The sequence below is a fragment of the Mycobacterium sp. genome, from assembly GCF_965229105.1.
Classification (GTDB): domain Bacteria; phylum Actinomycetota; class Actinomycetes; order Mycobacteriales; family Mycobacteriaceae; genus Mycobacterium.
Genome location: NZ_OZ245858.1, coordinates 3,281,572 through 3,294,735, shown reverse-complemented (window position 1 = coordinate 3,294,735; position 13,164 = coordinate 3,281,572). Strand labels below are relative to the sequence as shown.

Here is a 13,164-nt window from a genome sequence, read left to right as displayed (position 1 = left end):
CGGCCACCGGTTCTAGTCGGCCTGCAGGATCAGCGGGGGGCCGGGGTCGGCCGACAGCGGCACATTCTCGCGCTGCATCAGCCACGACGCGAGGTTGTGGAACAAGGGTGCGGCCGAAGAACCGGGCTTTCCGTCGGCGGCGCGCGCCGGGGCGTCCATCATGATGCCGATGACGTAACGCGGATTGTCGACGGTGGCCATGCCCGCGAAGGTGATCCAATAGACGTCGCTGTAATAGCAACCGCAGGCCGGGTTGATCTGCTGGGCGGTGCCGGTCTTACCTGCCAACTGGTAGCCCTCGACGGCACCGGACGACCCGGTGCCCTGCTGAATACCCATCGGGTCTTTCTGCAGGATCGCGCGGAACATATTGCGCACGGTCTGCGCGGTCTGGGGCGATACCACCCGGATGCCCGCGGGCTGCGGTTCTTCGGTGCGGGTGCCGTTGGGCGCGATGGTGGCCTTGATGATGCGCGGCGGGATGCGAAGACCGTCGTTGGCGATGGTCTGGTAAAGACTGGTCATCTGCAACAGCGTCATCGAAAGACCCTGTCCGATAGGCAGGTTGGAGAACGTCGAGCCCGACCACTGGTCGATCGGCGGCACCAGGCCCGCGCTCTCACCGGGCAACCCGACCCCGGTCCGCGCACCGAGGCCGAACTTCTGCAACATGTCGTAATACCGCTCAGGGCCGATGCGCTGGGCCAGCATCAGCGTGCCCACGTTGGAAGACTTCCCGAACACGCCGGTCGTGGTGTACGGCATCACACCGTGGTTCCAGGCGTCGGCGACGGTGACGCCGCCCATGTTGATCGACCCCGGCACCTGCAGTACTTCATCGGGGTTGGACAGGCCGTATTCGATCACCGACGACGCGGTGATGATCTTGTTGACCGAGCCAGGCTCGAAGGGCGACGACACCGACGGGTTACCGAGTTGCTTGTCCTGCTGGCGGCCGACGTCCTGGCTGGGGTCGAACGTGTTGTCGTTGGCCATCGCCAGCACCTCGCCGGTCCTGGAATCCATCACGACCGCCGAGACGTTCTTGGCACCGGACAGATCCTTGGCCTGCTGCACCTGCTGCTGGACGTAGAACTGGATGTCGTCGTCGATCGTCAGCTGCACGGTTGAGCCGTCGACAGCGTCGTGCCGGTTGCGGTAACTGCCCGGAATCACCACGCCGTCCGAGCCGCGGTCATAGGTCAGCGAGCCGTCGGCGCCGGCCAACTGGGAATCGTAGGAATCCTCCAGCCCCAGCAGTCCGTGGCCGTCCCAGTCGATGCCGCCGACGATATTGGCCGCAAGGGCGCCACCTGGGTACTGCCGCAGGTCTTGGCGTTCCTCACCGACCTCGGGGAACTTCGCGATGATCGCGCTCGCCACCGCCGGATCGACCGCCCTGGCCAGGTACACGAAGTTCTCGTTGCTCTGCAGCTTCTTGAGCACGGTGGCCAGATCGGGTCGGCTGTCCAGCCGGGCCGACACCTCTTTGGCGATGTCGCGTAGCCGTTTCTGCGGATCGGGTGCGGCCGATGACGCCGCCCGGGCCTCCTCCAGCTGCTTGCGGACCTTGACCGGTTGGAAGGTCAGCGCCTTGGCCTCGATGGTGAACGCCAGCTTGTCCAAGTTGCGGTCGACGATGCTGCCGCGGACGGCCTTTTCGACGTCGGTCACCTTGAGCTGGCTGGCGGCCTCGGCGCGCAGGCCGGCGGCCTTGGGCACCTGCAGGTTGAACAGCTGGGCGCCGGCCACGACGAGCACAAGGGCGATCACACAGTTGCCTGCCCGGTGCCGGAAGCTGAAGGACGCGGTGCGGGTGCCGGTGTCGGTGTCGGTGGCTTCCCTGGTGCGCCGCTCCCGTGCCGACTTTCCCTGCTGCGTTTTGGCTGGTTTCTTGGGGCCTTTCGTGGGCTTCGCCGTACCGCGTGTGCGGTCAGCGCGGCTCATGCCGGCGGCGCCGGTACCGCGACGGGCGCAACGGCACCGTCAACGGGCGCAGGTACGGGTGCAGGTGCTGCTGCTGGTGCCGGCACGTCCACCGGGGCGGGTAGCGGCGCCGCAGGGATCCCTGCCGCGTCAACCGGTCCTGGTAGCGGACCGGCGACGGGCATACCTGGTACCGCGGGCAGTGCCGCGCCGGGGACAACAGCGCCGGGGGCGAGAGCTCCCGCGTGATCCAGCGGGGTGGCCCCACCGGGCGGGGTCATCCGGACCAGCACCTCGGGACCGGCGGGCGTACCCGCCGCGGTCAGCGGCGGAACACCGGCGATGCGGACCGGGCGCTCAAGAGGGTTGACCATCACCGGCGGTGCGGGTTTCGGTGACGGCGGCACGTCATCGGGCAACTTGTTGTTCAGCGGCGGCGGCGGGACGCCCTCGGCGGGTTTGGGCGTGCCGACCACGATCCAGTTACCCGCCGGGTCCTGCACGAGGTGGGCGGTATCGCGCGACGGGATCATCCCCAGATTGCGGGCGGCCTCCGCGAGTGCTGGTGCGGCCTGCGCTTCGAGAACGTCGCGCTCGAGTGCGTCTTTCTGCTGCGCCAGTGCCGTATTGACGTCACGGGCGTGTCCGAGTTGATACGAGCGTTCGGCGGCAGCGGTGGACAGCCACAGCGTCACGCCAAGACCGACGCCAAGGGCGGCAATCACCAGAACGACGAATGGGACCCGCGCGGCCAGCGTGCGCGGGTTGAGCTCGACGGTCTCGACCAGCACCGCGAATCTGCGCAGCATCCGCTCCCGCAGCGGAAGGCGAACGACTTTGGGCGCCTTGGCTTTGCGAGCCTTGGCCCGGGCTTTGGCCTGGCTTGTGCTCTTCGGCGGGGCGGGACGGCGGACCGGCGTTGTCGCAGGGCCGTGCTGCAGTCCGCGCGATTCCCTGGCGGGACCGGAGACCTTCGCAGATTTCGGGCTGCCCGGCCGACTGCCCTTGGTCGGCGCCTCGGTGGGCTTACGACTCTTGCTGCGGCCCGTGCCACGGGCCTGCGTGGTGCCTTCAGGGCCGGAGCGCCGACCGGGTTCGTCGTCGCGACGGGGCTTGCGGGCAGCCCGACGGGCCGCGGGGTCGGTGCGGGCACCTCTGCGCTCTGGCGCCTGCGAGCCGTTGGGCTCCACCTCACGTTTGGTCTTCACGACTTGCCCCTCCCTGTCAATCTCTGCACGGCCCGCAACCGCACAGCAGCACTGCGCGGATTGCGTTCGATCTCGTCTTCGTCCGCCCGCTCTGCACCACGGATCAAGGACTCGAATTCCGGCTCGTAGCCGGGTAGTTCCACGGGCAGACCGGCCGGTGTCCGGCTGGCGGTGGCCGTGGCGAACACGTTCTTGACGATGCGGTCCTCCAGCGACTGGTAGGCCATCACCGCCACTCGTCCCCCGACGGTGAGCGCATCCATCGCAGCAGGCAGTGCCGCCCGCAACGAGTCCAGTTCGGCATTGACCGCCACCCGCAGCGCCTGAAACGTGCGCTTGGCCGGGTGGCCACCCGTGCGCCGGGTGGCCGCGGGAATGGCGTCATAGAGCAGTTCCACCAGCTCGCCGGTCGAGGCGAACGGCTGCTGCTCCCGGCGACGGATGATGAAACCCGCGATCCGGGGCGCGAATCGCTCGTCACCGAACTCCCGAAGAATCCGCGTCAGCGCGGACTTGTCATAGGTATTGAGGATCACCGCGGCGGTCAGCGGCAGATCAGGGTCCATCCGCATATCCAGCGGCGCGTCAGCGGAATAGGAGAAGCCACGCTCGGTGCGGTCCAGCTGCATCGACGAGACGCCGAGGTCGAACAGCACGGCGTCGGTAGATCCCGTTGGCGGGTAACCGGTTTGGATCAAGGCGTCGGCAATACCGTCGTAGCGGGTCCGGACCAGGCTGATGCGGTCACCGAAGCGGGCGAGCCGTTGGCCCGCGATCTGTAGTGCGCTCGGGTCACGGTCAAGGCCGATGACCCGCAACCCGGGCAGATCCGAGAGGAAACGTTCGGTATGTCCACCCGCACCGAGGGTGCCGTCGATGAGCAATGCCCCAGACCCGTCCGGACTACGGCGGGTCAGCGCCGGGGTGAGCAGTTCGACGCAGCGGTCGAGCAGGACGGGGACATGGCCGAATTCGCCTGGATTTCCAGTCACGTGATCGTCAACGGGGTCGTCCATGCAGGAAGCACTTCCGCTTACTCGGAGGGGCCGAATCCGGCGGGCGTCCCCTGCATCGAGGTCCCCGTCCGATACCGCGAACCTGGCGTTGGGGAAGTACGCCAGGGTCGCGATATCGGGCAGAGGCCACGTTGCACGGGCATGCCGGTCAGGCCGGTCAAATAATGTCGCTGAGCGCTTCATCGCTGGCCGCGGAGAAGTTCTCTTCGTGTGTCTGCTGGTAGTCCTGCCAGGCCTGCGCGTCCCAAATTTCGAGGTAATCGACCGAGCCGATCACCACGCACTCTTTCGACAAGCCGGCGTAGCGGCGATGGTCGGCCGACAAGGTGATGCGGCCCTGGGCGTCGGGATGCTGTTCATCGGTGGCGGCGGCAATGAGGCGCAGGGCAGCCCTGGCCTCGGGGTTGCTGCGCGATGCTGCCGCGCGCTGCCGTGCCCGCTCTTCGAACTCCGCCCGCGGATACACGGCCAGGCTGTGGTCTTGGCTCTTGGTGACCATCAACCCTCCTGCCAGTGCGTCGCGGAATTTCGCGGGCAACGTGAGCCGCCCTTTGTCGTCCAGCTTGGGCGTGTAAGTGCCGAGGAACACTCGTCACCTCCCACGCTCTTCCGTACTCGGCCACCATACCCCACAACCCCCCACTTTTCTCCAATATTTGACACCAGCAGGGCGCGTTCACCCCACTGCGCATCGATGGGGCCGAAATGGGGCCGCGGGCACTCCGGCACGAATGCGCCGCGGTCTGGTAAAACCGCAGTTCACTGCCCTATCAGCGGCAGCAGCGGCCGTCGTGGGGGAAGGTGGGGGGAAAGTGGGGGCCCGCCCCTAGGGGCGCGACACGGCTGATCCCAATGCGATAACAAAAAAGCGGGACAGCCCGCTAGGGCTGCCCCGCTTGTCGAAAGACGTGTGTCGGTCTGCTACTCGTCAAAACGGCGACGGAAGCGATCCTCCATGCGGCTGGTGAACGAGCCGCCGCCACCCTTGGACTTTTTCGCTCGTGGCGTACCAGGACCTGGCGCGGACTTGTCCTTACCGCCGGCGACCCGCGGGCCGGTGACGGCGAACACGACGCCGGCGAACATCGCGATGAAGCCGATGACGCTGACGATCAGGATCAGATGGTTCTGACCGTAGAACGCCACGCCGGCCACCAGCATGGCCAACCCGATGACGAAGAGCGCGGCACCCTGCAGTCGTCGCCGGGCGGACGGAGCGCGCAGGTTCCCGCCGCGGACACTGGAAGCGAACTTCGGGTCCTCGGCATACAGAGCGCTCTCGATCTGGTCGAGCATGCGCTGCTCATGATCGGAGAGTGGCATTCGCCCTCCTTGCCGGCGCGGCGGTTCAGGACCCAAGGGTCCGGGTGTGGCTTACTACTGCCCGGATCGCACGGGCACCTTCATGATACGAGGTGAATCTGCGCTGTACCACCTAGTTCGACTGTCGATTGTATGACGCCGACGGCGGATGGGATGCACGGACCCACAACCGAACATAATGGTTGGGGACGACTGCGCGCCACGACCGAACCGCAGTGCACCAAGGCTGGCTAGCACGGAGGGCACCTGGCGTTGACGATGTACCTCATCGATCTGTCGTCGCAGGAGATGGCACGACGCCTCGGCGACGCGCTGAGCGTGTACGTAGATGCAATGCGCTATCCCCGCGGAACCGAGGATCAACGCGCATCCATGTGGCTCGAACACACCCGTCGTACCGGCTGGAAGGCGGTCGGCGCCGTCAGCGTGGACGATGCGAACGAGCCAACGCGCAGCCAGCAGGGCTATTCCGGCGATGTGGCCGACGCTGTCGCCGACGCACCGCTGCTCGGTGTCGCCTACGGCTACTGCGGTGCCCCCGACCAATGGTGGCAACAGCAGGTCATCCACGGTTTGCGCCGCAGCGGGATGCTGCCCGCGGAGATCGACCGACTGATGACCAGCTATTTCGAACTGACCGAACTGCATATCCATCCCCGCGCTCAGGGCCAGGGACTGGGCGAGGCGCTGGCCCGCAAGCTGCTCAGCGACCGCACCGAAGCCAATGTCCTGCTGTCCACACCCGAGATCAACGGCGAGGCGAACCGCGCCTGGCGGCTCTACCGACGGTTGGGATTTGCCGACGTCATCCGCGACTACCATTTCGCCGGCGACCCGCGTTCGTTCGCGATCCTCGGCCGTGGCCTACCGCTGGAAAGCCCGGCTTAGGTAGTCCGGTTTCGATCAGCCCTCTGGTCTGGCACGATGACCACGTGCGAGCCCCCGAACGGCGCGGAAACACCTACCGCCGCAAGCGTCTACTGGCGCTGATCATGCTGCTGCTCGTGGTCGCCCCGCTCGCCGTGGGCTGCGTCCGCATCCGGGCGTCGCTGACCGTGTCCCCCGATGACCAGGTATCAGGTCAGATCATCGCCGCGGCCAAACCGCGCGATGGTGACGACAAGGGCCCGCAGCTCTCCAGCGACGTCCCGTTCGCCCAGAAGGTCGCGGTCTCCGACTACAGCCAGGACGGTTTCGTCGGCTCCGAGGCCGTCTTCTCCAACCTGACCTTCGCCGAACTCCCCCAGCTGGCGAATATGAACCGCGAAGCAGCTGGTGTCGATCTCTCGCTGCGCCGGGCAGGCGATCTGGTGATCCTGGAAGGCCGCGTCGACCTGACCTCGCTCAACGACACCGAGGCCGAGGTTTCCCTGACGGTGTCGTTCCCCGGCGAGATCACCTCCACCAACGGTGACCGGATCGACACCGACGTGGTCCAGTGGACGCTCAAACCGGGCATCGTGAACACCATGAGCGCCCAAGCCAGAGTCACCGACCCGAGCACTCGCTCCTTCACCGGCGGCGCCATGGTGCTCGGTATCTCGGCCTTGTTGGTCGCCGGTGTGATCGGCGCGGTGGCCTGGGTGGCGCGCGATCGCTCGCCGCGCTTCGCCGCCGCCGGCGACGACACGAACACCTGACGACACCATCCGGTGGCCTGAATCACGCAAATCTGCCGCGACGCTCTAGTCTGGGTGCACTCGGGGAGCCAGGGGCATCAAGAGAAAGGGGCGCCGCGCTGAGCGTCGAAGCAGCTGCACCGTCAGCCGCGGAACTGGCCGGCGCTGTGACCGACCAGCTGCGGGGTTACCTACGTGACCGCCGCAGTGCTGCGTCCTACATCGGCCCCGAATACGACGGCCTGATCGCCGTCCTCGAAGATTTCGTGCTCCGCGGCGGAAAACGGCTTCGGCCCGCGTTCGCCTACTGGGGCTGGCGGTCGGTAACCGAAGAACCGGTCGGCGACGACACGCTGACGTTGTTCGCCGCGCTGGAACTGCTCCAGGCATGCGCGCTGGTGCACGACGACGTCATCGACGATTCCGCCACTCGCCGAGGGTGGCCGACCGCCCACGTGCACTTCGCCGAGCTGCATCGCAGCCAAAACTGGCGCGGATCCTCGCGGCAGTTCGGCATGTCCGCGGCCATCCTGCTCGGTGACCTGTCGCTGTCGTGGGCCGACGATATCGTCGCGGGCGCGGAGCTGGGCGCCGATGCCCACCGACGGGTGCAACGCGTCTGGTCCGATATCCGCACCGAGGTGCTGGGCGGTCAGTACCTCGATATCGTCGCCGAATCCAGTGGAGCGGAATCGATAGCCATGGCGATGACCGTGAACACCTACAAAACGGCGTCCTACACGGTGGTCAGGCCCCTGCAGATCGGCGCCGCCGCCGCTGCCGACCGACCTGATGTGCAGGCGATTTTCCAGGACATGGGCAAGGATCTCGGGATCGCCTTCCAGCTGCGCGACGACGTGCTGGGCGTGTTCGGTGACCCCGCTGTCACCGGAAAACCCTCCGGCGATGATCTGCGCGCCGGCAAACGCACCGTATTGCTGGCAGAAGCCGTCGAGCGGGCCGAGAAGTCAGATCCGTTGGCGGCCAAGCTGTTACGCACCTCCATCGGCACCGAGCTCACCGACCCCCAGGTTCGCGAGCTGTGCCTGGTCATCGAATCGGTCGGCGCGCTGGCCGCTGTCGAGGAACGTATCGAACTGCTGACCCGACGCGCACTGGAGATGCTGCACGCCGCGCCCATCAACACCCAAGCCAAGGCTGGACTCGGCGAGCTCGCCAGATTGGCCGCGAACCGGACCGCCTGAGGCGCAGGTTTGAAGAAGCGATGTCCAGCACTCCGTTGTCTCCGCCCGCGAGAACTGCGCCCGAGCGCACTGGCGCAGTGAGCCGTCTGCGCGAATTCAGCACCGCGCAGGAGGCCCGCCCGGCGTTGTTGGGTTGCCTCGGCGCAATCCTGATCACCGCCGGTGGTCTCGGCGCAGGCAGCACCCGGTTACACGACCCGGTGCTTGAGTCGCTACACCTGTCGTGGCTGCGATTCGGCCATGGCCTGGTGCTGTCGTCGGTGCTGCTGTGGGGCGGCGTGGCGATGATGCTGTTCGCCTGGTTGTGGCTGGGCAGGCGGGTTGTCGACCGCGAGGTGTCCGAATACACCATGGTCGCGACGACCGGGTTCTGGCTGTTGCCCCTGCTGCTGAGCGTGCCGGTGTTCAGTCGCGACACCTACTCCTATCTGGCGCAGGGGGCGCTGCTGCGCGACGGCCTCGACCCGTATGCGGTCGGGCCGATCGAGAACCCAAATGATCTGCTGGACAACGTAAGTCCGATCTGGACCACCACCACCGCGCCGTACGGACCGGCATTCATCCTGGTCGCCAAGTTCGTCACCATGCTGGTCGGCGACAACGTGATCGCAGGCACCATGGTGCTGCGGCTGTGCATGTTGCCCGGGCTCGTGCTGTTGATCTGGGCGGCGCCCCGGATCGCCCGCCACGTCGGTGGTCTCGGCGCGCCGGCGTTGTGGATCTGCGTGCTCAATCCGCTGGTGATCATCCACCTGATGGGCGGCGTCCATAACGAGATGCTGATGGTCGGCCTGATGATGGCGGGTATCGCGCTGACCTTCGCGCATCATCCCGTGCCGGGGGTGGCGCTGGTCGCGATCGCGGTGGCGGTGAAAGCCACTGCCGGGCTGGCACTACCGTTCCTGGTCTGGGTGTGGATGCGTGATCTGCGCGAACGACGCAACCAACGCCCACTGGCCGCCTTCGCGATCGCCACCGCGGCGTCGGTGGCGATCTTCGTCGCGGTGTTCGCCGTGTTGTCGTGGCTGGCCGGGGTCGGGCTCGGCTGGCTGACCGCGCTCGCCGGCTCGGTGAAGATCATCAACTGGCTGACGATTCCCACCGCGGTGGCCAATCTCACCAATGCCATTGGCGGACTGTTCTTCCCAGTGAACTTCTACGCCGTGCTGGAAGTGACCCGGATTGTCGGGGTCGGCATCATCGCGGTATCGCTGCCGCTGTTGTGGTGGCGGTTCCGCCATAACGACCGGGATGCGCTGAAAGGTATCGCCTGGGCGATGCTGGTGGTCTGCCTGTTCGTACCTGCCGCGCTGCCCTGGTACTACACCTGGCCGCTCGCGGTGATCTCCGGGCTAGCCCAGTCCAGGGCCGCGATCGCGGCGATCGCCGGGTTCTCGACATGGATCATGGTCATCTTCAAACCCGACGGGTCGCACGGGATGTACTCGTGGATCCACGTGGGGTTGGCGACCGCGTTGGCGACCGCGGCCTGGTACTCGCTGTACCGGACTACCACCGACGATGACGCCGTTAGTACGCCATCGCCTGCGCGCGACGGATGATCTCCCTGGCCTGATGCGCGTGCAGCGCGTCGACGGGTCGCGCGTTTTCCAGTGCTTCCTTTGACCCGTCGACGGTGACCGTCAGCGTGGGATCGGGGGCGAACAGCCACCGCAGGATCTCGGTGTCTCTGTACCCGCCATCGCGCAGCACGGACAGTAGCCCGCCCAGCGGTTTGACCACTGCCCCGCTTTCACTGAAGAACTGCGCCGGTACCACCAGGATGCCTTTGCGACGCACCGCGATCAGATGCCCGTCGCGTAACTGCTGATGCACCTTGGTCACGACGAGCCCGAGCAGCTCGGCGACTTTGGGCAGGTCGTAGACAGGTTCGTCGGGGTCGAGGACGTCTTCGCACGCCGGAATGCCACTCACGCCCCAGAGTCTATGACCAAGTCCGCGGGCAGGCGTTTGAGTCTGGGTTTCTGGCTGACGCAGGGTGTCCCCCTACGATGGCCTCGTGACTGGCCCCATCCCACCCGACCCACTGGAAGGGACTGTGCTCGACGACCGGTATCTCGTCGAGGCCAGGATCGCCACCGGGGGCATGTCGACGGTGTACCGCGGTACCGATAACCGCCTCGACCGCCCGGTCGCGTTGAAGGTGATGGATTCCCGCTATGCCGGGGACAACCAGTTCCTGAGCCGATTCCAGCTGGAGGCCAGGGCGGTGGCCCGGCTCAAGGATCCCGGGCTGGTCGCCGTTTATGACCAAGGTTTAGGAGATCACGGCGTCGGGCTTCCTTATCTGGTCATGGAACTCGTCGAGGGTGGCACCCTGCGGGAGCTGCTCCGCGAACGTGGGCCGATGCCGCCGCACGCCGCGACCGCCGTCCTGCGCCCGTTACTGGGCGGGCTGGCCGTGGCGCACCGGGCCGGTCTGGTGCATCGCGACGTCAAACCCGAGAACGTGCTGATCTCCGATGAGGGTGAGGTCAAACTCGCCGATTTCGGTTTGGTGCGCGCGGTCGCCGAGGCCGGTATCACCTCCACCAGCGTCATCCTCGGCACCGCCGCCTACCTGTCCCCCGAACAGGTCAGCAGCGGTAACGCCGGGCCTCGCAGCGATGTCTATTCCGTCGGCATCCTGGCCTACGAACTGCTGACCGGCGCCACACCGTTCACCGGCGATAACGCGCTGACCGTTGCTTATCAGCGGATGGACAATGACGTCGTTGCCCCAAGCAGCGTAATCGATGGTGTACCAGCACAATTCGACGAGCTGGTACTGCGGGCCACCGCGCGCGATCCGGCCGACCGGTATGCCGATGCACTGGAGATGAAAGCCGAACTGGACGCCATTGCCTCCGAGCTGAACCTGCCTGCGTTCCGGGTGCCCGCCCCGCGCCAATCCGCCCAGCACACCTCCGCGGCGCTGTACCACAGCCGCGGCGACGAGCACCGCAGCACCGAAGCGCAGCCGGTGCGAAACGCGACGCGCCAATTCACCCGCGGACCCGACGACTGGCCCGAGCCTGCCACTGCGCCGGTGCACACCGGCGACGAAACCTACTCCGCAGCAGGACAATTCGCCGGTATCGAGATCAGTGAATTCGCCTACGCCCGTGCCCGAGCGCGCCGAATGACGCTGTTCTGGTTCGCGGTGGTGTTGATCCTGACCGGTGGGGTGGCCGCCGCAGCCTGGACCATCGGCAGCAATCTGAGCGCGCTGCTCGGGGGCTAGGAACCTGCTGACCAGTCTCTTCCCGGTGCTATCGCCGAGTTCACCATCAGGGTCGTTCATGGCTGCGGTTTCCCGCCGATCTACAACCATCTACAGCCATCACGATCAACTCGGCCATAGCACCCCAGCTTGTCGGTCGGCAGAGCCGCTAGTCGCGCAGCGAAGAAGTCCCGGCCACAGGCTCGACATCAGAAACGGCTCGAGTCAGCTTCTTCGCAGCGGGTTGGCGGTGGGCAGATTCAGCGCGGATTCGAGTGCGGATGCGATGCTCAACAGCGTCAAATCGCGGCCAGGCCCGGCGAGGAGGTGCGCGCCGACCGGTAAACCCGCGGGGGTGAACCCCGCCGGCAGGGACAGCGCCGGGATCCCCAACGGGGTGAACAGCCACGCCGACCGCATCCAGTCGAGATAGTCGTGCATCGGTGCGCCGTTGACGGATCGCGGCCAGGTCCATTCGACGGGGAACGCCGGGATCTGCGTCACCGGAGCCAGGATCAGGTCGTAGTCGTCGAAGAATCGCGCCGCCGACTGGCGCAGCCGGGTGAGTTCGGCATAGGCGGTCATGACGTCGCGGCCCGACACTGAGACGCCCGCACGGATGTTGTCGGCCAGAAAGTCGACAAAGCCGTCCGGGTGCGCCGCCAGCAGGTCCCGCCAGCTGGCGTCGAAATCCGCGGCGCGCAAGGTGCGAAACGCGGCGTCGGATCCCTCCAGGTCGGGGCACGCATCCTCGACCCGAGCACCGGCACGCTCGAGAACCGCAGCGACAGAGGCGATCACGTCAGCGACCTCGGGATCCACCGGCACCCGGCCGCCAAGGTCGGCGGTGTATGCCACGCGCAGGCCGCGCAGCTGCGCCGGTCGCAGTGACCGTAGGTCGGCGGTATTCAGTTGCGCGTCATACATATCCGATGACGGCGCCGCGGCGATCACCGACAGCAGCAGGGCGACGTCGTCGACCGTGCGGCCGAGCGGACCGTTGGTGGCGAGCGGGTTGAACGCGTCGCGCTCAGCGCTGTTGGGCACCAGCCCGGGCGTGGGACGCATACCGACCACACCGCAGAACGACGCCGGGTTGCGCAGCGACCCACCCATATCGCTGCCGTCGGCGATCGGGACGAGGCGCGCTGCCAGCGCCGCGGCCGCACCTCCACTGGACCCGCCCGCCGACCGGGTGACGTCGTAGGGGTTTCGGGTCGCACCGAACACCCGGTTGACGGTGTGGGATCCGGCCGCGAACTCCGGCACGTTGGTTTTGCCGATCAGCACCGCACCTGCCGCCAGGATGCGGTCGACGTGCGGATCATTGACGGCAGGTATGTTGTCGGCGAACAGCGGATGCCCGAAAGTCGTTCGCATACCGGCAGTTTGGGCGGTGTCCTTGATCGCCACCGGCAGCCCGTGCAGCGGCCCGCGTCGATCGGCCGGCACGGCGTCGGCGGCCGCGGCCCGCCCGAGCGCGCCGTCACGGTCCAGCGCGACGATCGCGTTGATCCTCGGGTTCAGCTCGTCGATCGCGTCGAGATGAGCACGAACGAGTCCCACCGCGCTGATCTGACCTGTGCGCACCAGCTGTGCTTGCCGAACCGCCGGGAGTTCGACAACCTCGCGATCTGGATCCAA

Annotated in this window: 12 protein-coding genes; 5 read left to right on the top strand and 7 right to left on the bottom strand. The window is 66.8% G+C overall.

Annotated elements, in window-relative coordinates; all coding sequences use genetic code 11:
• Positions 1-12: 12 nt before the first annotated feature.
• The 5 genes from ADBZ9O_RS15400 to ADBZ9O_RS15380 form a co-directional block, all read right to left on the bottom strand.
• The gene (locus tag ADBZ9O_RS15400) at positions 13-1,947 is read right to left on the bottom strand and encodes a peptidoglycan D,D-transpeptidase FtsI family protein (protein ID WP_526532669.1); all 1,935 of its coding nucleotides are present in this window, start codon (positions 1,945-1,947) and stop codon (positions 13-15) included.
• On the bottom strand, positions 1,944-3,134 hold the full coding sequence (gene ftsL, locus ADBZ9O_RS15395) for a cell division protein FtsL (protein ID WP_526532667.1): 1,191 nt from the start codon (positions 3,132-3,134) through the stop codon (positions 1,944-1,946). Before ftsL ends, ADBZ9O_RS15400 begins: the two co-directional genes overlap by 4 nt.
• A complete protein-coding gene (gene rsmH / locus ADBZ9O_RS15390) occupies positions 3,131-4,333 on the bottom strand; it encodes a 16S rRNA (cytosine(1402)-N(4))-methyltransferase RsmH (protein WP_526532665.1) in 1,203 nt (400 codons plus the stop codon). The genes ftsL and rsmH overlap by 4 nt, the downstream gene beginning before the upstream one ends.
• On the bottom strand, positions 4,308-4,739 hold the full coding sequence (gene mraZ, locus ADBZ9O_RS15385) for a division/cell wall cluster transcriptional repressor MraZ (protein ID WP_264065828.1): 432 nt from the start codon (positions 4,737-4,739) through the stop codon (positions 4,308-4,310). Before mraZ ends, rsmH begins: the two co-directional genes overlap by 26 nt.
• Positions 4,740-5,071: 332 nt before the next feature.
• Positions 5,072-5,473, bottom strand: coding sequence for an SCO2097 family morphological protein (locus ADBZ9O_RS15380; protein WP_526532662.1), 402 nt, complete (start codon positions 5,471-5,473; stop codon positions 5,072-5,074).
• A 252-nt stretch (positions 5,474-5,725) separates the two neighbouring features.
• Here ADBZ9O_RS15380 and ADBZ9O_RS15375 point away from each other — a divergent pair, with 252 nt between their 5' ends.
• The 4 genes from ADBZ9O_RS15375 (at position 5,726) to ADBZ9O_RS15360 (ending at position 9,859) form a co-directional block, all read left to right on the top strand.
• Positions 5,726-6,361 carry a GNAT family N-acetyltransferase gene (locus tag ADBZ9O_RS15375; protein ID WP_526532660.1) on the top strand — a complete coding sequence of 212 codons (636 nt, stop codon included), beginning with the start codon at positions 5,726-5,728 and terminating at the stop codon, positions 6,359-6,361.
• 104 nt (positions 6,362-6,465) lie between these two features.
• Positions 6,466-7,113 carry a DUF3153 domain-containing protein gene (locus ADBZ9O_RS15370; RefSeq protein ID WP_526533190.1) on the top strand — a complete coding sequence of 216 codons (648 nt, stop codon included), beginning with the start codon at positions 6,466-6,468 and terminating at the stop codon, positions 7,111-7,113.
• Between the two features lie 134 nt (positions 7,114-7,247).
• Positions 7,248-8,297 (top strand): bifunctional (2E,6E)-farnesyl/geranyl diphosphate synthase, encoded by a 1,050-nt coding sequence (gene idsA2 / locus ADBZ9O_RS15365; RefSeq protein WP_526533188.1) that lies wholly within the window; start codon positions 7,248-7,250, stop codon positions 8,295-8,297.
• 20 nt (positions 8,298-8,317) lie between these two features.
• Positions 8,318-9,859 (top strand): alpha-(1->6)-mannopyranosyltransferase A, encoded by a 1,542-nt coding sequence (locus ADBZ9O_RS15360; protein WP_526532658.1) that lies wholly within the window; start codon positions 8,318-8,320, stop codon positions 9,857-9,859.
• Here ADBZ9O_RS15360 and ADBZ9O_RS15355 read toward each other — a convergent pair.
• A complete protein-coding gene (locus tag ADBZ9O_RS15355; RefSeq protein ID WP_526532656.1) occupies positions 9,828-10,232 on the bottom strand; it encodes an Rv2175c family DNA-binding protein in 405 nt (134 codons plus the stop codon). The two genes, ADBZ9O_RS15360 and ADBZ9O_RS15355, sit on opposite strands and share 32 nt — an antisense overlap.
• Positions 10,233-10,317: 85 nt before the next feature.
• Here ADBZ9O_RS15355 and ADBZ9O_RS15350 point away from each other — a divergent pair, with 85 nt between their 5' ends.
• Positions 10,318-11,541 (top strand): protein kinase domain-containing protein, encoded by a 1,224-nt coding sequence (locus ADBZ9O_RS15350; protein ID WP_526532654.1) that lies wholly within the window; start codon positions 10,318-10,320, stop codon positions 11,539-11,541.
• Between the two features lie 204 nt (positions 11,542-11,745).
• On the opposite strand, the gene ADBZ9O_RS15345 is transcribed toward ADBZ9O_RS15350, so the two are convergent.
• Positions 11,746-13,164, bottom strand: coding sequence for an amidase (locus ADBZ9O_RS15345; RefSeq protein WP_526532652.1), 1,419 nt, complete (start codon positions 13,162-13,164; stop codon positions 11,746-11,748).

Excerpts from the sequence above, each read along its gene's own strand:
- ADBZ9O_RS15400 (WP_526532669.1), bottom strand. The coding sequence starts at position 1,947 with ATGAGCCGCGCTGACCGCACACGCGGTACGGCGAAGCCCACGAAAGGC.
- rsmH (WP_526532665.1), bottom strand. The coding sequence starts at position 4,333 with ATGAAGCGCTCAGCGACATTATTTGACCGGCCTGACCGGCATGCCCGT.
- ADBZ9O_RS15380 (WP_526532662.1), bottom strand. The coding sequence starts at position 5,473 with ATGCCACTCTCCGATCATGAGCAGCGCATGCTCGACCAGATCGAGAGC.
- ADBZ9O_RS15370 (WP_526533190.1), top strand. The coding sequence starts at position 6,466 with ATGCTGCTGCTCGTGGTCGCCCCGCTCGCCGTGGGCTGCGTCCGCATC.
- ADBZ9O_RS15360 (WP_526532658.1), top strand. The coding sequence starts at position 8,318 with ATGTCCAGCACTCCGTTGTCTCCGCCCGCGAGAACTGCGCCCGAGCGC.